Here is a 19,895-nt window from a genome sequence, read left to right as displayed (position 1 = left end):
GCGCTCTGTCCGTTCAGGCCGCGGGGATCTCCACGCTGTACAGCTCGGTGCCGCCGATCTCGTGCAGCCGGACCGTCAGCGCGCGGCTCTCGGCGTCGATCGACATCTCGCCGAAGAACTGCCCGCCGTCGAGCGGGCCGGTGCCGGCGACCGCCGGGGGCTTGTGGAATCGGACCTCGGGACCGAAGGTCTTGTCGAACTTGACCGGCCCGTAGGACCCGGCGTTCATGGGTCCGGCGATGAACTCCCAGAAGGGCGTGAACTCCTTGTACGCCGCCCGCGCGGGGTCGTAGTGCTGCGCCGAGGTGTAGTGCACGTCGGCGGTGGCCACGACCAGGTTGGCGATCCCTTCACGGTGGACGTGGCTCAGCAGTTCGGCGATCTCCAGTTCGCGCCCGAGCGGCATGCCCGCGTCGCCCTGTGGAACGCCGTCCTGGTTGGGCTTGCCGTCGCTGACGATCCCGCCCAGCGGCATCCCGGCCGACAGCACCTTCCACGTCGCCGTCGATTCGCTCAGGGCGCGCTTGAGCCAGTCGAGCTGCGCGCGGCCGAGCAGGCCCGACGGTGTCGCCGGGTCGTTGTTGGCGTCGTTGCGGTTGCGGAAGGAACGCATGTCGATGGTGAACACGTCGAGCAGCGGGCCGTAGGAGACCTTGCGGTAGATGCGCCCCTCACCGTCGGAGGCGAGCAGGCTCGGCGTGTACTCCGCGAGCGCCTTCCACGCGTGGGCGGCGAGCACGTCGACGTTCTTCTCGGTGTAGCGGGCGTCGTCGAGGACCTTGCCCGGGTACCAGTTGTTGATGACCTCGTGGTCGTCCCACTGCGAGACGACGGGGACCTTGCGCAGGAAGGCGCGCAGCTTCTCGTCGAGGAGGTTGTACTTGTACTGGCCGCGAAACTCGTCGAGGGTCTCGGCGACCTTCGACTTCTCCGGCGTGACGACGTTGCGCCACACGCGGCCGTCGGCGAGGGTGACGCTCTCCTCGATGACGTTGTCGGCGTAGTAGAAGTCGCCGCTGCACAGGAAGAAGTCGGGGTCGCGGGCGCCCATGTCGTCGAAGATCTTGAAGCCGCCGAAGTCGCGGTTGATGCCCCAGCCCTGTCCGGCGAGGTCGGCCGACCAGACGAAGCGGACGTCCTGCCCGCCGGTGCGCGGGGTGCGGAAGGTGCCTTCGACGGGCAGTCCGGCGCGGCCGTCGTCGGCCCAGACGCGGTAGTGGACGGTGCGGCCGGGGCACAGGCCGTCGACGCGGATCTTGCCGGTGAAGTCGGTCGCCTCGGTGAGCGCGGGGCCGCGCAGGCGCCGGGCGTGCTTGAAGTCGGGCCGTGTGCTGACCTCAGCCCACATGCGCGCGGGCCGGTCGGCGCGGGTCCAGACGATGCCGCTGTCCGCGGTGACCTCACCGCTCTGCGCACCGTAGGTGAGCAGCGGGCGGTCGGTGAGCAGGGCCGGCGCGGCGGCGGCCCGAGAGGCGGTGGCGAGCAGGCTCGCGCCGGTGCCGAGGGCGGTGGCGCGGAGCAGGTTCCTTCGTCGCACGGTCACTCCTGAGGTCGGGGTACCTATGTAGACACTCTAGATAGGAGTAATGACGCGTCCGCGGCGGACTCCGGTTGCAGGTGCCCGGATGAGAGATCGGCGCCCACCGGCTGATCCGGCGGGCGCCGGGTGTCCGTGCGCTATTCGGCGGCGTGCGCGGCGTTCCAGGCGTCGCGTTCAGCCTGGCTGCGCTCGACGCAGAACTCGTTGCCCTCGATGTCCTTCATGGTGACCCAGCCGCGGCCGTCGGGCCTGCGGTGGTCCTCGTGGACGGTGGCGCCGAGGGCGAGAAGGCGCTCGACCTCCTCTTCGCGGGAGGTGTCGGGCGTGAGGTCGAAGTGGAGGCGGTTCTTGGCGGCCTTGCCCTCGGGGACCGCGATGAACAGCAACGCGGGGCCTTCGGGGAGTCGTAGCAGCGCCTCGGGGTCGCCGGGGAGATCGTCGTCGGCGAGGGGGTGGCCGAGCACGGCCGCCCAGAAGTTACCGAGTGTGAAGGTGTCGGCGCAGTCGATCGTTACGTGGCCGATGGAAGATGAAGCCATATGAACGTTGAAAGCCTTTCGAGGCGGTCCCGTGGACCGGAGTGCGGGCTAGGCCCGCGCCTCGGCGAGGTGCTTTCGATGCGTCGGTTAAGACTGCACCCGCCGAGGCGCGGACTTGCTCGTCATAAGCGAGCTGCTGATCATTCCGCACCTCCTTTCGTTGTCTGGCATCGCGGGGAAGCATACCCACTGAGCCCCGGTGACTGTCAACCCCCGGCGAGCACCTTTTCGGCGGCCTCGGCGAGGAAGGGCAGGAAGGCCTCGACGGCGGCGGGCACGCGCCGGCCGCCCGGGGTGGCCGCGTACACCGCGCGGACCGGGGCGTCGGCCGCGTCGAGGGCGACGAGCACGACGTCGTCGCGCAGGGCGCTCGCGGCGAGCGCCGGGACGAGGGTCACACCGAGTCCGGCGGCGACGCAGCCGAGTTTGGCGGTCCACTCCTGGACGACGAAGTCGATGCGCGGCTCGAATCCGGCCCCGGCGACGGTGGCGAAGAGCGTGCGTTCGGCGTCGGGGAATCCGGCGATCCAGGTGTCCTCGGCCAGTTCGGCCAGGCGCAGTCGGCGGCGGCGGGCGTGGCGGTGGCCGCGTGGGAGGGCGACCAGGATGGCGTCGGTGCCGAGGCGGCGCAGGTCGAGCGCGGAGAGTGCGTCGAGGCGGTCGGTGTAGGTGCTGACGACGGCGACGTCGACGGTGCCGTCGGCGAGCCCCGCGACGTGATCGGGCGTGCGTCCCTCCACAAGGGACACGCGGACGGCGGGGTGGGCGGCCTGGAAGGCGGCCATCGCGCGGGGCACGAGCGCGGCGTTGGCCGTCGAGAAGGCGCCGACGCGCAGGCGGCCGGCGTGCACGTCGCGCAACTCGCCCAGTTCGCGGCGGGCGGCGTCGACGTGGGAGAGCGCGGCCCTGGAGTGCGCGAGGAGGCGGCGGCCCTCCTCGGTGAGGACGACACCGCGCGCGAGGCGGTCGAAGAGCACGGCGCCGAGCTCGGTCTCCAGGGCCGCGATCTGCCGCGAGACGGCCGACTGGGTGTAGCCGAGGGCCGTGGCGGCGGCCGTGAAGGAGCCGAGGCGGGCGACCTCGCCGAAGACCCGCAGCCAGGTCGTGTCCATGTGCACCATCCATGCGAAGTAGGCATGGCAAGCATGCCAGACATTCGTTGGTCGAATGGCCGGAGTGGATCTACGGTCGAGTCCACACACCCCCGAAGGGAACCCCGCATGTCACGTATCGCCGTACTCGGACTCGGCCGCATGGGCGCGGCCATGACCCGCCGCCTGCTCGCGACCGGGCATCAGGTCACGGTGTGGAACCGCACCGCCGCCAAGGCCGAGCCCCTGCGCGAGGCGGGCGCCTCCGTCGCCGGCACCCCGGCCCGCGCCGTCGCCGAAGCCGAGGTCGTGATCAGCATGCTGTCCGGCCCCGAAGCGCTGGAGGCGGTGATGGACGAGGCCCTCGCCGCCCTGCCCGACGGGTGCGCGCTGGCGGAGATGTCGACCGTCGGGCCCGGCGCCGCCCGCGCACTGGCCGCCCGCCTGCCGGAAGGCGTCACGATGGTCGACGCCCCGGTGATGGGCAGCGTCGACAAGGCCGAGACGGGGACGCTGACCATCCTCGTCGGCGGCGACGGCCCGCCACCGGTGCTCGCCGAACTCGGCACCGTCGTCCACTGCGGACCGATCGGTTCCGGTGCCGCGATGAAGCTCGTCGTCAACGCCGGGATGATCACGGCGGTCACCGCACTCGCCGAGACCCTGGCCCTCGCCGACCGCCTCGGACTTCCCGCGGACCTCGTCGAGAAGACCCTCGCCGCCGGACCTCTCGCGGCCGTCCTCACCCGCGCCCGCTCGACCACCGCGGCGTTCCCGATCGCCCACGCCGCCAAGGACCTCGCGCTCGCCGAGGCCGCCACCGGCGCGGCCTACCCGGTCGCGGAAGCGGTCCGCGCCGTCCTCGCCACCACCGACGGCGACGCCGACCTCGGCGCCGTCGTCGCCCACGTCCGCACCACCACAGGGAGCAACACGTGACCGTCACCTACCTCGACCCCGACACCGTCCCCGCCCCGGCGGCGGCCTACACCCACACCGCCCGCGTCGACCTGGGCACCACGGCGATGATCTTCGTGTCCGGCCAGGTCGCCCTCGACGACGACGGCGAGGTCGTCGGCGAAGGCGACATGACCGCCCAGACCGAGCACGTCTTCGCCGGGCTGGAGAAGCTCCTCGCCGCCCACGGCGGGACCCTCGCCGACATCGTCAACATCCGCACCTTCATCACCGACATGGATCTGCGCCCCGAACACGGCGCCGTACGGATCAAGTGGCTCGCCGGGCGCGAACACCCGCCGACGAGCACCCTCGTCGAGGTCCCGCGACTGTTCCGGCCGGGACTGCTGGTCGAGGTGGAGGTCGTGGCGGTCGTCGCGGCCTGACGCGCGGCCGCCGTAGGGTTGCCGTCTCCACCGAGAGGCGGCCGACGATGCTCGTGACCCTGAACAGCGTGGCGGCCGGACGTCCCGGCCGCGGCAACGAGGACTTCGTCGGCGCGATCCCCACGGCGGCCGTGCTGCTCGACGGGGCCGGTGGCGTCGCCGGCGCCGAAGCGGCCTGCCGCCACGGCGTCGCCTGGTACGCCCGGCGGCTGGGCGCGGAACTGCTCGGCCTGCTGTCGCGCGACGCGGCCGAGAGTCTTCCCGCGCTGCTCGCCGAGGCGATCGAGCTCGCGACCGGCGCCCACCGCGACACCTGCGACGTCACCGATCCCGCCAGTCCGTGGGCGACCGTCGCGGTCCTGCGCGTCACCGACGGCGTCGCCGACCACCTCGTGCTCGGCGACGCCGTCCTGCTCCTCGACCGGCCCGGCGGGCCGCCGCTCGTCGTCACCGATGATCGCGAAGACGCCGTCGCCGGGCCCTACCGCTCGGCACTGCGGACCGCCGAAGGCGAGGAGTACGAACGGATCCGCGCCGAGGGCATCGCGGCGATGCGCGCGGCCCGCAACCGTCCCGGCGGCTACTGGATCGCCAAGGACGACCCCGCCGCGGCGGGAGAGGCGCTCACCGGGAGCCACCCCGTCGGCGGGCCGACCGGCGCGGCGCTGCTCAGCAACGGGGCGGCCCGCCTCGTCGAACCCTTCGGGATCATCGACTGGCCCGAGTTCGCGGCCCTGCTCACCGCGGAGGGACCGGCCGAGATCATCCGCCGCGTGCGGGCCGAGGAGGCGCGACAGTCGGTATCGCCCGACGACGCCAGCATCGCCCACTGCACCGCGCTCACCGGTTGACCCGCCCCCGCAGTTCCCGCGCCAGTCCCCTCGCCCACGCCTCACGCACCGCCGGTTCGGCCTCGATCCCCCGCGCCAGCGCCGCCCGGGTCGGGGCGAGCGCGCCGTGCTCGGTGTAGCGGACGGCCAGGCCGAGCCCCTTCCAGGAGTTCTCGTCGCGCGGGGGCGTCGTGACCGTCTCGTCCCACCAGCCGGTGACCTGGTGGGAGGGGTTCGTCTTCGGTTGACCGCCGCCGAGGTGGTGGAAGAGGTGGCCGTCGATGGAGACGTTGACGATCGCGCTCGCCGGGAGTTTCCGGGCCCATGCCGCGTGCTGCCACCATCGCCAGGTGTTCGGGCTGGTGTGCCGCTCTACGGTGAGGCCGAGAAAGCGGAGCTTGCGGCGGATGACGGGCACGTTGGCGCGTTCGTCGGTGATCCATTGGTCGAGGGCGGTGTGGAGGTCACCGAAGGTGCCGCCTTCGGCGACGATGTCGACGAAGCAGAGGTCGCGTCCGCGGGCCATGTCGGCCGGGGCTGGCAGCCGCGCGGCCATGATCTCGCGCAGACGGCGCCGCTCATGCTCCTCGGAGTGCCTGTACCGCCCCAGGGAGACCGGCAGCCGTCGCAGTCGTCCGCTCCACGAGGTCTCCCGCAGGGCACCGGCGAGCAGGTCGTGAACGCTGTCGGCGGACCTGCCGACGAAGCACAGGTCGCCGTCGCCGGCACGCGCCAGGACCTTGGCCGCGCAGGCGGTGATCGCGTCGGCCCAGGGCGGCGGGCCCCCGTCGTCCGAGGGCAGTGTTTCGAGCCGGTCGGGCAGCGTGAGGTCCCAGCGGAAGGGCAGCGGGGGCTCGGTCATGCCCTTCAGTCTCCGGTGCCGCGCAAGCTATTTCGCGCGGTCGGTGCCGTGCCGCAGGAGCTCGACCAGGCGTGCCGTGCGCTCGGGCCCGGAACCCGTCAGCGCGATGCCGGTCGCCATCACCAGCAGGTCCACCGGGTCGACACCGGCCCGGACCTCTTCGCCCGCGCGGTCCAGCAGTCCGGTGACGACCGTGGTGATCGCGTCGTGCCAGGCGGCGAACTCCGGCGAGCCGGGGGCGCCGTCGGCGGCGGCCAGCGCCGCGGCGAGGTCACGTTTGCCCGCGACGTGGCCGATGAAGCCGGCGAGCCAGGAGTACAGGCCGTCGAGGTCGTCCGCCCGTGCGCACAGGGCCGCCACTTCCTCGGCGTAGACGTCGATGTGCAGGTCGCGGCGGGCCGGGAAGTGGCGGTACACGGTCGCGTTGCCGATGCCGGCCCGGCGGGCGTCGGCGCGCATCTGAAGCATGTCGAACGCGCTCACCCTCGCCGAAGTCGGCCGCCGCCTGCTCGCCCTCTACCCCGAGGCGATCGCGAAAGGCGACTTCGGCGAGGCCCTCACCTACATCGACCCCGACGTGATCGACCATCGCGGCGGCACCTCCGGCGACCACCACGGCATCGACGCCTGGCGCGCGAAATGGGAGGCCGCCGCCGGCGGCGACGGCGAGATCCACGACACCGAGGTCACCGTCCTCGCGACCGTCTCCGACGGCGAGACCCTCGCCAACGTGTACTCCTACCGGGGCGTGCACACCGCCACCGGGAAACCCTTCGACGTCGGCGGCATGGACCTGATCCGCGTCCGCGACGGCCGCGTCGTCGAGCACTGGGCCTTCGGCGACTACGACGCCATCCGGGCACAGGTCGGCGCCTGACGCGCCGTGGTCAGGGAGACGAGTCCCCCTGACCACGCTCGTCGTAGTCCTTTTGACTCGCCTCGATCCCCGGGTTGTTCTCGATCGCCCACTCCGCCAGCATCACCGCCGGCTCGACCAGCGTCCGGCCGGAGTCCGTCAGCTCGTACTCGACCCGGGGCGGCACCTCGGCGTAGACCGTGCGCCCCACGAGGCCGTCGCGCTCCAGATGCCGCAGGGTCCGGGTCAGCATCCGCTGCGAGACACCCGGAATCCGCGTGAGCAGCTCCCCGAAGCGCATCCGCCCGCCGTGCAGCGTCGCCACGACCAGCACCGTCCACTTGTCGCCGATCCGGTCGAGGATCCCGCGGATCGCGCGGCCGCCGTCGCCGCGGATGAGACAGGTCTTCTCGTACTTCGACATCGCCCTCGCGCTCCCCGGTGAAAGTGCCTTACGCACACCGATGTTCCTTTTGTAAGGCCTCCAATAGTCACCTAACATGGGCCTACTTACCAGTCGTAACCATGGAGGAAGCGATGAAGATCGCCTACTGGATCGTCGCCGGGCTGCTCGCCGCCTTCTACCTCTTCGCCGGCGCCCAGAAGCTCGTCTCCAGCAAGGAGAAGCTTCGCCCCATGATGGGCTGGATCGACACCGTCCCGATGTGGGCGGTCCGGCTCATCGGCGTCATCGAGGTCGCCGGCGCGGTCGGCCTCATCCTGCCCCCGCTGACCGGCATCGCGCCCGTCCTCGCCCTCGTCGCGGCGATCGGCTTCGTCGTCCTCCAGATCCTCGCCGGGGCACTGCACCTGTCACGGCGCGAGGTCAAGGAGACCGGCCTCAACGCCGGCCTCATCGTGCTCGCCGGCATCGCGGCCTGGCTCGCGACCGTCTGGCTCTAGTCGCCGACCACGCCCTCCGGCGGCGGCAGCGGGATCTCCACCCGGAACTCCAGCCCACCGCCGTCGGGCAGCGCGTGCGCGGTCACCGTCCCGCCGTGCGCGGCGACCACCGCCCGCACGATCGACAGCCCCAGCCCGGCACCCCGCGCGCCGACGCGCTCGACCCCGCCCCTGGTGAAGGGCTCGAACAGGGTCGGGACGGCGTCGGCCTCCACATCGGACCCGGTGTTGCCGACGACCATCCACGCCGCCGTCGAATGCGCCCCCGCCAGCACCCACAGGCGCCCGCCGGGGACGTTGTGCCGGATCGCGTTCTCGATGAGGTTCCCCGCCAGACGCTCCAGCAGCGAAGGGTCACCGATCACCGGCGCCGGCATCATCGACGTCGCCATCGCCAGCCCGAGCTCGTCGGCCAGCCGCTGGGCCGAGACGATCGCGCCCGAGGCGCATTCACCGAGGTCGGTCGGCACGCGCGTGGTCAGCCGCCGCGCGATCTCGATCTCGGTGCGCGCCAGCAGCAACAGGCCCTCGATGAGGTCCCCGGCACGGCTCGTGGCACCCCGCACGACCTCGGCCATGCGCCGGTACTCGTCGATGTCGGCGTCGGGATCGGAGGTGGTCACGTCGATCTCGGTGCGCATGACCGCCAGGGGCGTCCGCAACTCGTGACTGGCGTTGGCCACGAAACGCTTCTGCGCCTCGAAGGCCGAGGAGATCCGGTCGAGCATGTCGTCGAAGGTGCCGGCGAGCTCGTGGATCTCGTCGTCGGGACCGTCGTGCCGGATGCGCTCGTCGAAGGTCTCGGCCGACAGCCTCCGCGCGGTCGCGGTGACATCGTGCAGGGGCCGCAGTGCGCGTCCGGCGACGTAGTAGCCGAGACCCATGCCGCCGACGATGACCACCGGGATCGTCAGCCACCAGCGCGGCAGGACCAGCCCGAGCGTCCCGGCGACGACGGCCACCACGCCGTACCAGATCCCCAGCCGCAGGCGCATCGTCGGACGCGGCAGCCGCGCCCACGGCCACCGCCCGCGCACGTCACTCACCGGTCGGAATGCGGTACCCCGCGCCGATGACGGTCTCGATGAGCGGCGGGTCACCGAGTTTGCGGCGCAGCGTCCGCACGGTGACGCGCACGATCGTGGTGAAAGGGTCGGTGTTGGCGTCCCACACGCGGTCGAGCAGCTCCTCGCTGGACACGACCGCGCCACCGGCCTTCATCAGTTCTTCGAGGACCCCGAACTCCTTGCGCGTCAGGTCCAGCGCCTCCCCGCCGCGGCTCGCCTTGTGCCGGGCGGGGTCGAGCTCGACGCCGGCGACGCTCAGCACCGGCGGGGCGGCGGGCGTCGCGCGGCGGCCGAGGGCGCGCACGCGCGCGACGAGTTCGTCGAAGGCGAAGGGCTTCGACATGTAGTCGTCGGCGCCGAGCCCGAGGCCCTGGACGCGCGCGGCGACACTGCTCGACGCCGTCAGCATCAGCACGCGCGTGATGGCGCCCTTGCGCGCCAGCGCCGCGCAGATCTCGTCGCCGTGCATGCCGGGAAGATCGCGGTCGAGGACGATCACGTCGTAGCGCGTGACCGTCGCGGCCTCGTAGCCCGTGGTCCCGTCGTAGGCGACGTCCACCGCGAAGCCGCGCTTGCGAAGTCCCCGCGCGATGGCGTCGGCGAGGCTGAACTCGTCCTCGATGACAAGGATCCGCACCCCCGTGCCTCCTGTCGGAGCGGAAGGCCGACGTACGCGCCTAGACGCGCACCTCGGATCCCTCGGTGAGGCGCAGGACGGTCTCGGTGATGTCGCGCGACAGGTCCTGGGCGGTGAGACCGAGATCGGTCAGCAGCTCCTGGCGGGTGCCGTAGGGGTGCCAGTCGCGGGCGACACCGAAGTCGCGAAGGGGCACGTGGACGCCGTTGTCGCGCAGGGTGCGCGCCAGGGAGTCGCCGAAGCCTCCGTTGCGGACGCCGTCCTCGACGGTGACGACGAGACGGTGCTTCGCGGCCATGTCGGCCAGGACGCCCGGGACGGGCGTAACCCAGCGCGGGTCGACGACGGTGACGCCGAAGCCCTGGCCGCGCACGCGCTCGGCGGTCTCCATGGCCAGCTGCCCGAAGGCACCGACGGCGACCAGCAGGACGTCCTTGCGCTCGTCGCGGGCCAGCACGTCGACGCCGCCGACACGCTCCAGCGCCGGGATGTCGGCGGGCACGGCGCCGGTCGGGAAGCGCACGATCGTCGGGCCGTCCTCGATACCCACGGCCTCGCGGAACTCCTCGCGCAGGGTCTGCGCGTCACGCGGGGCCGCGATGCGGATGCCCGGGACGACGCTGAACACCGACAGGTCCCAGATGCCGTAGTGGCTCGGGCCGTCGGGGCCGGTGATGCCGGCCCGGTCGAGGACGAAGGTCACCGGCAGCTTGTGCATGGCGACGTCGAGGAGCACCTGGTCGAAGGCGCGGTTGAGGAAGGTCGCGTAGACGGCGACGACCGGGTGCAGCCCGCCGATGGCGAGGCCGGCGGCGGACGTCGCGGCGTGCTGCTCGGCGATGCCGACGTCGTAGACGCGCTCGGGGTACTTGGCGGCCAGCTTGTGCACGCCCGTCGGGATCGCCATCGCGGCGGTGATGCCGACGACGTCGGGACGCTCGTCGGCGACGGCGACCAGTTCGTCGGCGAACACGCCCGTCCAGCGGGTGCCGCCGGACTTCAGCGGCAGGCCGGTCTGCGGGTCGAAGGCCGGCGGCGAGTGCAGGCAGTCGTCCTCGTCGTCCTCGGCGGGCCGGTAGCCGAAGCCCTTGCGGGTCACGGCGTGCACGATGACCGGGCCGCCGAAGCGCTTCGCGCGCTCAAGGGCGCTGGTCATGGCGTCGATGTCGTGGCCGTCGACGGGACCGACGTACTTGATGCCGAGGTCGTCGAACATCGCCTGCGGGGCGACGGCGTCCTTCATGCCGCGCTTGATGGCGTGCAGGACCTCGTACATGGGCGGGCCGACGAGCGGCGTCCGGCCGAGGGCCTCCTTGACCGCGTCCAGGACCTTCTCGTAGGAAGGGTTGAGGCGCAGGGTCGCCAGGTGGTTGCCGAGGCCGCCGATGGTCGGCGCGTAGGAGCGGCCGTTGTCGTTGACGATGATCACGACGGGCAGGTCGCCGGCGGCGATGTTGTTGAGCGCCTCCCAGCACATGCCGCCGGTCAGGGCGCCGTCGCCGACGACGGCGACGACGTGGCGGTCCTCACCGCGCAGGCGGTAGGCCTTGGCGAGGCCGTCGGCGTAGGAGAGGACGGTCGAGGCGTGCGAGTTCTCGATCACGTCGTGCTCGGACTCGTCCTGGGCGGGGTAGCCCGACAGGCCGCCGCGCTGGCGCAGGCCGACGAAGCCGTCGGAGCGGCCGGTGAGGATCTTGTGCACGTACGACTGGTGACCCGTGTCGAAGAGGATCTTGTCGCGCGGGGAGTCGAACACGCGGTGGGCGGCCATGGTCAGCTCGACGACACCGAGGTTCGGACCCAGGTGACCGCCGGTCTTGGACACCGAGGCGACCAGGAAGTCGCGGATCTCTCCGGCCAGGGCGGGCAGCGCCTCCACCGGGAGTTTCCGGAAAGCGGCGGCGTCCGTGATGCGCGGGAGGATATTCGCCGGCCCGGCCGCCGAGGCGGCGTCGTCACGTGAACTCATAGCGGCAAAGTCTATCCGTGCCGATCGTCAGGTTCCCGACAACACACGCGTTCAACGGACGCGCCGGAGCTTATATACCACTGCAAAACGGAGAAAGTGAGAGGATCCGCCCATGATGCCTAAGGCCGATGTTCACCTTCACCAGGAGTGGTCCCCCAGACTCGACCGCGTGCTGGCCAGCCGCGCCGGGCGGGAGCCCTACGACTGGTCCGCCTGGCGCGGCGACCTGCTCGCCGAGGCGCCCCCGGGAATGGCGAGGCTGCAGCGTCTCTCGCAGGTCTTCCCCGCGCCCGCCTCGGCCGACGACGACGAGGGCTTCGTCGACCGCGTCGCCGACACCCTGCTGGAGAGCGCGGCCGCCGGGTCGGTGTTCACCGAGGTCCGCTTCGGCAACGAGTCGATGCTGCGGCCCGGTTTCATGGAGCTGTTCCGGCGGGCCGAACAGCGCGTCCGCGACGAGTATCCGGTCTTCTACGCCGAGGCCATCGCCAGCGTGCTGCTCTGGTACGAGCCCGACCGGCTCGCCGCGGTCGTCGACGAGTGCGTGCGCGCCGCCACCGAAGGCCTGGCCGGGATGGATCTGCTCTATGTGCCCTATGCCACCGAGGCCAACTGGCGGGTCGGGCGCCAGGTCGTCGACCGGGCCGTCGACGCCGGTCTCGGCGTGACCGTGCACGCCGGCGAGTTCTCCACGGCGAACATCGGCGCCGTCGCCCACCTCGACGGCGTGACCCGCATCGGGCACGCCACGCAGGCGTTCCGCGACCCGTGGCTGCTGGACGTGCTGGCCGAGCGGGAGGTGACGGTCGAGTGCTGCCTGAGCTGCAACGTGCTGCTCGGGGCCGTGCCGCGCCTCGCCGACCACCCGCTGCGCCGCTTCCGCGCCCACGGGATCAAGGTCGCGCTCGGGACGGACAACCCGGTGCAGATCGGCACGACCATCGGCGACGAGTACGCGGCGGCCGCGCAACTGGGGCTGTCGGACGCGGAGTTGCTGGAGCTGACGCGCACGGCGGTCCGCGCGGGGTTCACGTCGGAGGACCGGCGGGCGGAGTTGCTGGGCCACCTCGACGGGTTCGAGCCGGAGGGCGCGATGGGCGGGGTGACGCGGGAGCAGCGCGTGGGTTAGCCGAACGCGTACTCGTCAACGTCCAGCTCGGCACCGGTGGCGGCGAGGAAGTCGAGCACAGCCCGGTCCAGGTGCCATCCGAGCGGGTCCGGTACGTCCTCCCCGTCGCGATCGACGCCGTCGGGATCGTGGAGGTACCGGACCAGCTGGAGTACCCGAGCCGGGCGGTGATCTCCTCCGCGTTCATCTGCTCCGAACACAGGGAGAGGTAGGCCCACTGGCGGACCTTCATCCGACCACGATCCGCCCGCTCCACTCCCCCAGCGGTTCCGGCAGCCGCAGCGGCTGCACGCCCGCCGTCAGCGACCCCAGCACCGCCGCGCGCGAAGCACCCGTCGCCTCCGGCAACGCCCCCGGCAGCCCGTGCGCGCTCAACCACCCCAGCAGCGCAAATGCATACGCCTCCTTCGCGTCCACCGGAATCCCCAAGTCCCCGGTCTCGCGAAGCTCGAACCGTCCCTCGCCGCGCGCCCAGATCCGGGCCCGCAGCAGCGGGTTGTGCACTCCACCGCCCGAGGCGTAGACGATCCGCGAGCCGTGCGCGGCGACCGCGTCGGCGATCGTCGCGGCGGTCAGCTCGGTCAGTGTCGCCAGGAGGTCGTGCGGGTCACCGGTCCAGCCGAGGTCGTCGAGGTAGCCGCCGTGAAACAGCTCCTTTCCCGTCGACTTCGGGGCGGGCAGGCGATAGTAGGGCTCGGCGAGCAGCCTGGCGAGGAGGGCCTCGTCGACCGTCCCGCGCACGGCGAGCGCTCCGCCCTTGTCGTAGGCGAGTCCGAAGTGGACGCGGGCGGCGGCGTCGATGAGAGCGTTGCCGGGCCCGATGTCGTAGGCGGTGACGGCGCCGTCGGCCGCGACGGCGGTGAGGTTGGCGATGCCGCCGATGTTGAGCGCGGCCTGGCCGGGGGCGAGGAGACCGGCGTCGAGGACGGGGACGAGCGGGGCGCCCTGCCCGCCGGCGGCGATGTCGGCGGCACGCAGGTCGGACAGCACGGGAAGTCCGGTGGCGGCGGCGATCCAGGCGGGCTGTCCGAGCTGGAGGGTGCCGTGGGCGCGCGTGCCTTCGATCCAGTGGAAGACGGTCTGCCCGTGGGAGACGACGAGGTCGGCGTGTCCTTCGCACAGTTCGGCGAGGCCGCGGGCGGCGGCGGCACCGAAGGCCCGGCCGAGGCGGGTGTCGAGTTCGCAGACGTCGCCGATGGTGGTCTTGGCCGGGGGCAGTACGGCGACGACGGCGGCGCGCAGTCGCGGATCATGCTCGACGGCGAGGTCGCCGAGGGGCGTGAGGCGGAGGATGCCGTCGGTGTAGGAGAAGTCGGCGGCGGCGACGTCGATCGCGTCGTGGGAGGTGCCCGACATGATCCCGATGATGCGCATGGCCGCGAGCGTAGCCCGTCGGGTAACATGATCGACGGTCCAAGATTCTTGTTCAAGGAGGTGACGCGATGATCATCGTCAACGATCGGGCGCGCGTCTCCTCGACCATCGGCTGAAGTACGCCGGGCGCGGGTCCACACCGCTTCGAATGTGGAGAACCATGTCTGTTCGACCTTTCCGGATCGACGTGTCCGACGCCGTCCTCGACGACCTCCGGGCCCGCCTCCTGAACTCCCGCTTCACCACCGCCTCCAGTGACGAGCACTGGGCGGGCGGCACCGACCCCGGCTACCTGCGCGACCTCGTCGCCCACTGGGCCGGCGGTTTCGACTGGCGCGCCGCCGAGGCGCGCCTGAACTCCTTCCCGCAGTTCCTCGCCGAGATCGGCGGCCGTGACGTGCACTTCGTGCACGTCAGGAGCAAGGCTGCCGAGGGCGCGCTGCCGCTCGTCCTCACGCACGGCTGGCCGAGCAGTTTCGTGGAGATGCTGCCGCTGGTCGGTCCGCTGACCGACCCGGCCGCGCACGGCCTCGACCCGTCGGTGTCCTTCGACGTTGTCATCCCGTCGCTGCCGGGCTTCGCCTGGTCGCAGACCATGGCCGGGCACTTCACCCGCGGCGGCGTCGCCGACCTGTGGCACGAGTTGCTGACGGGCGTGCTCGGTTACGAGCGCTACGGCGTCTTCGGCGGCGACATCGGCGGTGGCGTGTCCATGCGCACGGCCACGCAGTACCCGGACAGCGTCGTCGGGGTGCACACGATCCATCCGCCCTTCCCGGGGAAGTTCGACCCCGAGCCGACCGCGGAGGAGGAGGCGTTCATGGCCGCCGAGAAGGCCTACGACGTCAACGATCAGGGCTACAGCGAGATCATGTGGTCGCGGCCGGACACGATCGGGGCGGCGCTCATCGACTCCCCCGCCGGGCTGGCCGCCTGGATCGTCGACAAGTACCACGACTGGACCGACGACTTCGCCGCCACCTGGGACCACGACACGCTCCTGACGATGCTCACCGTCTACTGGGCGAGCGGCTCGATCGGCACGTCGTTCCGCCAGTACTTCGACTACGAGCACAACAAGCCCGGCTCGCCGATCACGGTGCCGACGGCGGTGACGCTGAGCCACGAACCGGTGATGGCGAACTTCCCGCGCTCGATCGCCGAGCGGGCCAGCACCGATCTGCGCCATTGGAGCGAGCCGAAGCGCGGTGGGCACTTCCTGCCCATCGAGGAGCCGGAGCTCGTCGCCGGTGAACTGAGGACCTTCTTCGGCCCCCTCAGGTGATCCGGGGCGGCCCCGGCATGCGCCGGGGCCGCCGTTCCCCGTCGGGTGGACAAGCAGCCCCGACCCTATGTAGAGTTTCTGCTATGCCTGAGAAAGTACGTGTCACCGCAGCGGTGGCGAAGGTCCTCGCGGCCTTCCTCTCCGATCCGACCGTGGATCGCTACGGCCTCGATCTCATGGGCGACACCGGTCTGCCAAGCGGCACCCTGTACCCGATCCTCGTCCGCCTCCAGCGCGCCGAATGGGTCACGGCCGAATGGGAGGACATCGACCCCGAGACCGCCGGCCGCCCGGCCCGCCGCTACTACCGCCTCACCCCCGACGGGCTCGCCAGCGCCCGCACCGAACTCGCCGCGCTGTACCAGCACCTGTCGAAGGCCGAGGGCGCCGCCGGGAAACCGAGGACCGCATGAGCCTCCTCGACGGCGTGACCACCCGCTGCATCGCCATCGCCGCGCGCCGCTGGCCGACCGACATCCGCGCCGACCAGGTCGCCGAATGGGGAGCCGAGCTCCACGTCATGGCCACCGATCCCGGCACCGGACGCCTGATCCGCGCCCTCCGGCGCCTGCGCTTCGCCCTCAGCCTGGCCGCGTCGCCGCCCGTCGAGGACGAGAACGGCGTCCCGCGCGGCTGGCGGGAGTTCCTGCCCGCCTGGGGGCGGATGCTGTGGCCCGCGCTGGTACTCGTGGGGGCGGGCATCGCCACGAACCTGCTCACCTCGTTCATCGGCGTCTCCGGCCGGCTCCTCGGCGACCTCTTCCTCGGCTCGAACCTCGACTACGCCGACGCGCCCCGGGCGATCTGGACCAAGGTCGCCATCGGCTTCGCCGTGTGCGCCGTCGCCGCGTTCCTCGTCGGCTGGTTCGGGACCCTCGTCGGCCGCCGCCTGCCGCTGCTCACCGCACCCCGTACCGCGTGGCGCCGGGCCCTGGCCGCCGTCGGCGCGGTCGCACTGGTCGGCCTCGGCTTCGCCCTCAGCGCCTTCTGGTCCGGAGTCGGGGTCTTCTACGACTGGTTCGGCCTCGGCATGTGGGCGGTGGTGGCCGCCGCCGTCGCGATCGGGGTCGTCTTCATCGCCCGGGGTGGGATGCGCTGGGTCGCCCGCGTGCTCGGGGTCGCCGGCGGGCTGATCCTCCTCGACCTCGTCGCCGTCGAGATCGGCCTGCGGAGGGCGACCGCCCCCGACAGCTTCGTCACGGCGGACCTCATCGACCTGTCCATGGCGCCGCTGTGGTTCCCCATGTCGCTCGGAAGCCACGAGTTCTTCCTCTTCAACACCCCCGAACCCACCACGGTCTCCACGACCGGCGACATCGCCTGGACGCTGTCCGGATCCATGACGGCCTACCTGCTCGCCCTGGTGTTCCTCATCGGTTACACCGTCCGCTCCGCACGGGCCGCGGTCCGGGTCCCCGCGGCGGCACCGGCCGTGGTGGTGGAGCCGCGCGTCGTCCCCCGCAGGCCCCGGATCGCCGCGCTCGCCTGCGTCGCGGTCGCCCTGGGCACCTGGGCCTGGACCGTCTCCTACACGGCCTCCCGGATCGAACCTCGCGACGACCACCCCGAACTCTTCGTCCGCGGCTTCGAGCTGCGGCTCGCCGCGATCCTCCTCGCCATGCTCGCCCTCGCCTACGCCCTCAACGGCCGCGGCAGGCCGCTCGTCCCCACCGTCGTCGGCGGCGTCACGCTGCTCATCGCCGACATCGCCGTCAGCGCCGTCGACATCCCCGACCCGACCGCCTTCGTCCTCGCCGGCGTCTTCGGCGCGGGCCTGGCCTGGGGCGTCTGGAGTCTGGCGAGATCCTTCACCGTGACCGCGACCCCGAACGGGCGCCGCGGGCAGGCCGTCATCGCCCTGCTCGCCGTCTACGCGGCGCCCCTGGTGTTCCTGCAGATGACCTCGGGGGACGCCAGCGAGTTCGCCGATCCGCCCGCCGACCTGCGCGTCATCACCGCCGTCATCGCCGCCGCCACGATCGCGCTGGGCATGACCGCCGCCGTGACAGCCCGGAAACGCCCGCCCTCGAAGGGCCGCGCCCTGGCCATGGTCACCGTCCCGGCCGTCCTCTTCGCTGCGATCGGCCTGGCCGGAGACGGCGAGCGGGTCCCGTTCCTCGCCGGCGCGGGACTGCTCGCCCTGCCGATGTTCCTCATCGCGGCGACCGTGATCCGCTGGGACCGCGTCCGCCGCCCCGCGCTGCGCATCGCGATCCTCGCGCTGGTCTTCGCACCGGCCATGGCCCTGCAAGGAGTCATCGTCCTGCTCGGCGTCAACATCGGCGGCTGGACCATCACCGAGCCCCTCATGAACGCCGCCGGAACCGGGATCAGCCACGACGGCGTCCCGATGTTCATCGGGGCGATGATCATCGGCCTGCCCGCCGCGATCATCGTCTCCCGCGACCGCACCGCACGGCCGAAGACCCTGACCGCCCGAGTGGGAGGACTGACGACGGTATGACCGCCACCGCCCGACTGCTACTGGACGTCGCGGCCCGACGCTGGCCCGCCGACATGCGCACCGAACAACGCCTGGAATGGGAGGCCGAGATGCACACCATCCACCACGACACGTCGACGAGCCCTTTACTGCGGTCACTGCGCGGACTCCGGTTCGCCTTCAGCCTGGCCGCGGCACCGCCGGCCGACGACGGGCACGGCGTCCCCCGTGGCTGGCGCGAGCTCCTTCCCGAACGCGGCCGCCGCCTGACACCGGTGCTGCTGCTGGTGGTCGCCACGATGGTCACGGCCGGGCTCGGCGCGACCCTGCCCGCCTTCGCTTTCCTGTGGTCCGGCCGCAGTGTCGTCGACCCCGACGGCGTCCCCCACCAGACCACGGTTGCCACCTGGGCCGTCGGCATCGGCATCGTGCTCCTGGCCACCGCCCTCGCCTTCGCCGGCGTCCGGCTCGGCGCCCGTTTCCCGATGCCGAACCTCCTCAAGGCCTTCGGTGTCGTGACCGCCACCCTGCTCGTGCTCACGGTGGCCACGCCCGGCTGGCCGAGCTTCCTGCGGCCCGAGGTCGACTTCACCCCGCTCGTCGACGCCATCGCCCTCACCGCGTGGGGCACCGCGATGTTCGCGGTGACCGCGCTGGCGGTACGCCTGCTGAGGAAAGGGCCCTGGGCCGCGCTCGCGGTCTCCGCGGGTTCGCTGGCCGTACTCGATCTGGTCGCGATGATCTTCGCGACGCCCCTCCTCACGGAAGCGGACGCGAGGCCCGGCACACTCGCCGAATCACTCCACGGCCTGCTGTGGTTCCCCTTGTCCCTGGTCAGCATCCAGTCCGGGGTCAGCGGAAACGAGGTCGACGACGGCCTCGCCACGACGCTGAGCCCGTCGATGGGCATGCTGGTCGCGGTCTCGACCTTCACCGTCGCCTACGTGCTGCGCTCGCGGAAGACCGCACCCGCCACCGCCGAGGCCTCCACCCCCGCCGTGCGGGCCGCGCGGCCACTGGCACCACTGCGCTGGACCGCCGGTGCCCTGGGAGTCGCCGCCTTCGGCAGCTGGGTGTGGACGCTCGCCTTCGCCACGCACGACGACGCCATCACATCGTGGGCCCTGGAGGCCCGGCTGACCGCCGTACTCGCCACCGTCCTCGCCGGGACCGTCGTCCTGACCGGACTGGGACGGCCGCTGCTCACCGCCGTGCTCGCCACACCCCTCCTGGTCGCCGCCGATCTCCTCCTCGACCGCTTCGGCGTGCACGGCACGATCGGTGCCGTCCAGGCGGCCGGTACCGGCGCCGTCCTGCTCGCCGTCGCCTGGTGGCTCGGCGACCGGATCCTGCCGGGGCGGGGCGCGGACACCGCACGGCCGTTGACCTTCGTGGCGGTCCTGGCGGCCTTCGCGGTGACCGGGGTCTTCGGCTCCGTCAACGTTCCCACCGACACCGCGGTCTGGGACTATCCCCCGCAGATCGTCATCGCGTCGGTCGCGCTCACGGTGCTCTCCGGCCTCGCGGCGCTCGGTGCCCGGCGGCGGCACGTCACCATCGCGCGGGCGATCATCGGCCTGACGGTCCGGACCGCCCTGGTCACCACGGCACTCGCCTTCACCGGAGGGCTCGGCTACGGGATAGCCGTCGGGCCCGTACTGGCGGCCTGGACCCTGGCCACGATCCGCTGGGAGGGCCGAGCGCGCTCCGCGGGCGGATGGGCGGCCGCGCTCGTCGGCACGGCACTGGCCTCCGTCCCCATCCTGTTCGTGTCCTGGGCGATCACCGGAGCCATCGGCGCGCCCCTCTGGGCCGTCGCGGGCTACGGCAAGGAGATCTTCCCCGGCGATGTGCTCATGCCCGCCGTCACGCTTCTCGGCGCCGGAATCGCCTGGCTGGTCACGACCTTCGCCGAAGGCGGGGCGTCGGCCGCGCGGAGCCGCTCGCGCGAACCTCTCCTCCGCGGGGGCGGGGTGACCGATCCGGTACTGCCGTAGGAGAACGCGAAGGGCGGTCACCGTACACCG

The 19,895-nt window shown here is 72.0% G+C and carries 21 protein-coding genes; 10 read left to right on the top strand and 11 right to left on the bottom strand.

The features are described 5' to 3' along the window. Nucleotides 1-13: 13 nt before the first annotated feature. The 3 genes from HNR73_RS13695 to HNR73_RS13685 all read right to left on the bottom strand — a co-directional run bounded on the left by HNR73_RS13695 (nucleotide 14) and on the right by HNR73_RS13685 (nucleotide 3,191). Nucleotides 14-1,537: an alkaline phosphatase D family protein gene (locus tag HNR73_RS13695; RefSeq protein WP_239122364.1), complete on the bottom strand. Its 1,524-nt coding sequence runs from the start codon at nucleotides 1,535-1,537 to the stop codon at nucleotides 14-16. 140 nt (nucleotides 1,538-1,677) lie between these two features. Further along, nucleotides 1,678-2,079, bottom strand: a complete 402-nt coding sequence (locus HNR73_RS13690; protein ID WP_184787781.1) for a VOC family protein — start codon at nucleotides 2,077-2,079, stop codon at nucleotides 1,678-1,680. Between the two features lie 206 nt (nucleotides 2,080-2,285). After that, nucleotides 2,286-3,191: a LysR family transcriptional regulator gene (locus HNR73_RS13685; protein ID WP_184787780.1), complete on the bottom strand. Its 906-nt coding sequence runs from the start codon at nucleotides 3,189-3,191 to the stop codon at nucleotides 2,286-2,288. Nucleotides 3,192-3,215: 24 nt separating this feature from the next. On the opposite strand from HNR73_RS13685, the gene HNR73_RS40710 reads away from it, so the two are divergent. The 3 genes from HNR73_RS40710 to HNR73_RS13670 are packed head-to-tail and all read left to right on the top strand — an operon-like array spanning nucleotide 3,216 to nucleotide 5,364. Next, complete coding sequence (locus HNR73_RS40710; protein ID WP_308441969.1) at nucleotides 3,216-4,109, top strand: NAD(P)-dependent oxidoreductase; 894 nt, start codon at nucleotides 3,216-3,218, stop codon at nucleotides 4,107-4,109. Further along, the gene (locus HNR73_RS40705) at nucleotides 4,106-4,513 is read left to right on the top strand and encodes a RidA family protein (protein ID WP_184787778.1); all 408 of its coding nucleotides are present in this window, start codon (nucleotides 4,106-4,108) and stop codon (nucleotides 4,511-4,513) included. Before HNR73_RS40710 ends, HNR73_RS40705 begins: the two co-directional genes overlap by 4 nt. Before the next feature lie 47 nt (nucleotides 4,514-4,560). Beyond that, on the top strand, nucleotides 4,561-5,364 hold the full coding sequence (locus HNR73_RS13670; protein WP_184787777.1) for a hypothetical protein: 804 nt from the start codon (nucleotides 4,561-4,563) through the stop codon (nucleotides 5,362-5,364). Here the strand turns inward: HNR73_RS13670 and HNR73_RS13665 are convergent. Both HNR73_RS13665 and HNR73_RS13660 read right to left on the bottom strand, forming a co-directional pair. Further along, entirely contained in the window at nucleotides 5,354-6,205 is an 852-nt protein-coding gene (locus HNR73_RS13665; protein ID WP_184787776.1) for a hypothetical protein, read from the bottom strand. The genes HNR73_RS13670 and HNR73_RS13665 overlap by 11 nt on opposite strands. A 27-nt stretch (nucleotides 6,206-6,232) precedes the next feature. Next, nucleotides 6,233-6,673, bottom strand: coding sequence for an SbtR family transcriptional regulator (locus HNR73_RS13660; RefSeq protein WP_184787775.1), 441 nt, complete (start codon nucleotides 6,671-6,673; stop codon nucleotides 6,233-6,235). Between HNR73_RS13660 and HNR73_RS13655 the strand changes: the two genes are divergently transcribed. Continuing rightward, nucleotides 6,672-7,082: an ester cyclase gene (locus HNR73_RS13655; RefSeq protein WP_184787774.1), complete on the top strand. Its 411-nt coding sequence runs from the start codon at nucleotides 6,672-6,674 to the stop codon at nucleotides 7,080-7,082. The genes HNR73_RS13660 and HNR73_RS13655 overlap by 2 nt on opposite strands. A 10-nt stretch (nucleotides 7,083-7,092) precedes the next feature. On the opposite strand, the gene HNR73_RS13650 is transcribed toward HNR73_RS13655, so the two are convergent. Further along, entirely contained in the window at nucleotides 7,093-7,485 is a 393-nt protein-coding gene (locus tag HNR73_RS13650) for a winged helix-turn-helix transcriptional regulator (RefSeq protein WP_184787773.1), read from the bottom strand. A gap of 113 nt (nucleotides 7,486-7,598) precedes the next feature. Here HNR73_RS13650 and HNR73_RS13645 point away from each other — a divergent pair, with 113 nt between their 5' ends. Next, nucleotides 7,599-7,964: a DoxX family protein gene (locus HNR73_RS13645; protein ID WP_184787772.1), complete on the top strand. Its 366-nt coding sequence runs from the start codon at nucleotides 7,599-7,601 to the stop codon at nucleotides 7,962-7,964. On the opposite strand, the gene HNR73_RS13640 is transcribed toward HNR73_RS13645, so the two are convergent. The 3 genes from HNR73_RS13640 to dxs are packed head-to-tail and all read right to left on the bottom strand — an operon-like array spanning nucleotide 7,961 to nucleotide 11,637. Beyond that, nucleotides 7,961-8,959 carry a sensor histidine kinase gene (locus tag HNR73_RS13640; RefSeq protein ID WP_184787928.1) on the bottom strand — a complete coding sequence of 333 codons (999 nt, stop codon included), beginning with the start codon at nucleotides 8,957-8,959 and terminating at the stop codon, nucleotides 7,961-7,963. The two genes, HNR73_RS13645 and HNR73_RS13640, sit on opposite strands and share 4 nt — an antisense overlap. A gap of 43 nt (nucleotides 8,960-9,002) precedes the next feature. After that, a complete protein-coding gene (locus HNR73_RS13635; protein ID WP_184787771.1) occupies nucleotides 9,003-9,668 on the bottom strand; it encodes a response regulator transcription factor in 666 nt (221 codons plus the stop codon). Between the two features lie 40 nt (nucleotides 9,669-9,708). Then, nucleotides 9,709-11,637 carry a 1-deoxy-D-xylulose-5-phosphate synthase gene (gene dxs, locus HNR73_RS13630; protein ID WP_184787770.1) on the bottom strand — a complete coding sequence of 643 codons (1,929 nt, stop codon included), beginning with the start codon at nucleotides 11,635-11,637 and terminating at the stop codon, nucleotides 9,709-9,711. Between the two features lie 169 nt (nucleotides 11,638-11,806). Between dxs and HNR73_RS13625 the strand changes: the two genes are divergently transcribed. Beyond that, complete coding sequence (locus HNR73_RS13625) at nucleotides 11,807-12,766, top strand: amidohydrolase family protein (protein ID WP_184787769.1); 960 nt, start codon at nucleotides 11,807-11,809, stop codon at nucleotides 12,764-12,766. On the opposite strand, the gene HNR73_RS39745 is transcribed toward HNR73_RS13625, so the two are convergent. Together HNR73_RS39745 and HNR73_RS13615 are read right to left on the bottom strand one after the other, a co-directional pair. Then, a complete protein-coding gene (locus HNR73_RS39745; RefSeq protein WP_184787938.1) occupies nucleotides 12,763-12,966 on the bottom strand; it encodes a hypothetical protein in 204 nt (67 codons plus the stop codon). The two genes, HNR73_RS13625 and HNR73_RS39745, sit on opposite strands and share 4 nt — an antisense overlap. A 28-nt stretch (nucleotides 12,967-12,994) precedes the next feature. After that, on the bottom strand, nucleotides 12,995-14,140 hold the full coding sequence (locus HNR73_RS13615) for an anhydro-N-acetylmuramic acid kinase (protein WP_184787768.1): 1,146 nt from the start codon (nucleotides 14,138-14,140) through the stop codon (nucleotides 12,995-12,997). Nucleotides 14,141-14,300: 160 nt separating this feature from the next. Here HNR73_RS13615 and HNR73_RS13610 point away from each other — a divergent pair, with 160 nt between their 5' ends. The 4 genes from HNR73_RS13610 (at nucleotide 14,301) to HNR73_RS13595 (ending at nucleotide 19,865) form a co-directional block, all read left to right on the top strand. Then, nucleotides 14,301-15,425 carry an epoxide hydrolase family protein gene (locus HNR73_RS13610; protein ID WP_184787767.1) on the top strand — a complete coding sequence of 375 codons (1,125 nt, stop codon included), beginning with the start codon at nucleotides 14,301-14,303 and terminating at the stop codon, nucleotides 15,423-15,425. An 83-nt stretch (nucleotides 15,426-15,508) separates the two neighbouring features. Continuing rightward, nucleotides 15,509-15,838 (top strand): PadR family transcriptional regulator, encoded by a 330-nt coding sequence (locus HNR73_RS13605; protein WP_184787766.1) that lies wholly within the window; start codon nucleotides 15,509-15,511, stop codon nucleotides 15,836-15,838. Then, nucleotides 15,835-17,889 carry a hypothetical protein gene (locus HNR73_RS13600; protein ID WP_184787765.1) on the top strand — a complete coding sequence of 685 codons (2,055 nt, stop codon included), beginning with the start codon at nucleotides 15,835-15,837 and terminating at the stop codon, nucleotides 17,887-17,889. The genes HNR73_RS13605 and HNR73_RS13600 overlap by 4 nt, the downstream gene beginning before the upstream one ends. Further along, nucleotides 17,886-19,865 carry a hypothetical protein gene (locus HNR73_RS13595; RefSeq protein WP_184787764.1) on the top strand — a complete coding sequence of 660 codons (1,980 nt, stop codon included), beginning with the start codon at nucleotides 17,886-17,888 and terminating at the stop codon, nucleotides 19,863-19,865. Before HNR73_RS13600 ends, HNR73_RS13595 begins: the two co-directional genes overlap by 4 nt. The last annotated feature ends 30 nt before the right edge of the window (nucleotides 19,866-19,895 follow it).

It is taken from the genome of Phytomonospora endophytica (assembly GCF_014202425.1).
GTDB classification, from domain to species: Bacteria; Actinomycetota; Actinomycetes; order Mycobacteriales; family Micromonosporaceae; genus Phytomonospora; species Phytomonospora endophytica.
The sequence above is the reverse complement of the archived record's forward strand: the minus strand, read 5'-3'. Positions and strand labels throughout refer to the sequence as shown.

What these genes read in the sequence shown, in the direction of transcription:
- HNR73_RS13690 (WP_184787781.1), bottom strand. Translation starts at nt 2,079, where the DNA reads ATGGCTTCATCTTCCATCGGCCACGTAACGATCGACTGCGCCGACACC.
- HNR73_RS13685 (WP_184787780.1), bottom strand. Translation starts at nt 3,191, where the DNA reads ATGGACACGACCTGGCTGCGGGTCTTCGGCGAGGTCGCCCGCCTCGGC.
- HNR73_RS40710 (WP_308441969.1), top strand. Translation starts at nt 3,216, where the DNA reads ATGGCAAGCATGCCAGACATTCGTTGGTCGAATGGCCGGAGTGGATCT.
- HNR73_RS13670 (WP_184787777.1), top strand. Translation starts at nt 4,561, where the DNA reads ATGCTCGTGACCCTGAACAGCGTGGCGGCCGGACGTCCCGGCCGCGGC.
- HNR73_RS13665 (WP_184787776.1), bottom strand. Translation starts at nt 6,205, where the DNA reads ATGACCGAGCCCCCGCTGCCCTTCCGCTGGGACCTCACGCTGCCCGAC.
- HNR73_RS13655 (WP_184787774.1), top strand. Translation starts at nt 6,672, where the DNA reads ATGTCGAACGCGCTCACCCTCGCCGAAGTCGGCCGCCGCCTGCTCGCC.
- HNR73_RS13660 (WP_184787775.1), bottom strand. Translation starts at nt 6,673, where the DNA reads ATGCTTCAGATGCGCGCCGACGCCCGCCGGGCCGGCATCGGCAACGCG.
- HNR73_RS13650 (WP_184787773.1), bottom strand. Translation starts at nt 7,485, where the DNA reads ATGTCGAAGTACGAGAAGACCTGTCTCATCCGCGGCGACGGCGGCCGC.
- HNR73_RS13645 (WP_184787772.1), top strand. Translation starts at nt 7,599, where the DNA reads ATGAAGATCGCCTACTGGATCGTCGCCGGGCTGCTCGCCGCCTTCTAC.
- HNR73_RS13640 (WP_184787928.1), bottom strand. Translation starts at nt 8,959, where the DNA reads ATGCGCCTGCGGCTGGGGATCTGGTACGGCGTGGTGGCCGTCGTCGCC.
- dxs (WP_184787770.1), bottom strand. Translation starts at nt 11,637, where the DNA reads ATGAGTTCACGTGACGACGCCGCCTCGGCGGCCGGGCCGGCGAATATC.
- HNR73_RS13615 (WP_184787768.1), bottom strand. Translation starts at nt 14,140, where the DNA reads ATGCGCATCATCGGGATCATGTCGGGCACCTCCCACGACGCGATCGAC.
- HNR73_RS13610 (WP_184787767.1), top strand. Translation starts at nt 14,301, where the DNA reads ATGTCTGTTCGACCTTTCCGGATCGACGTGTCCGACGCCGTCCTCGAC.
- HNR73_RS13605 (WP_184787766.1), top strand. Translation starts at nt 15,509, where the DNA reads ATGCCTGAGAAAGTACGTGTCACCGCAGCGGTGGCGAAGGTCCTCGCG.
- HNR73_RS13600 (WP_184787765.1), top strand. Translation starts at nt 15,835, where the DNA reads ATGAGCCTCCTCGACGGCGTGACCACCCGCTGCATCGCCATCGCCGCG.
- HNR73_RS13595 (WP_184787764.1), top strand. Translation starts at nt 17,886, where the DNA reads ATGACCGCCACCGCCCGACTGCTACTGGACGTCGCGGCCCGACGCTGG.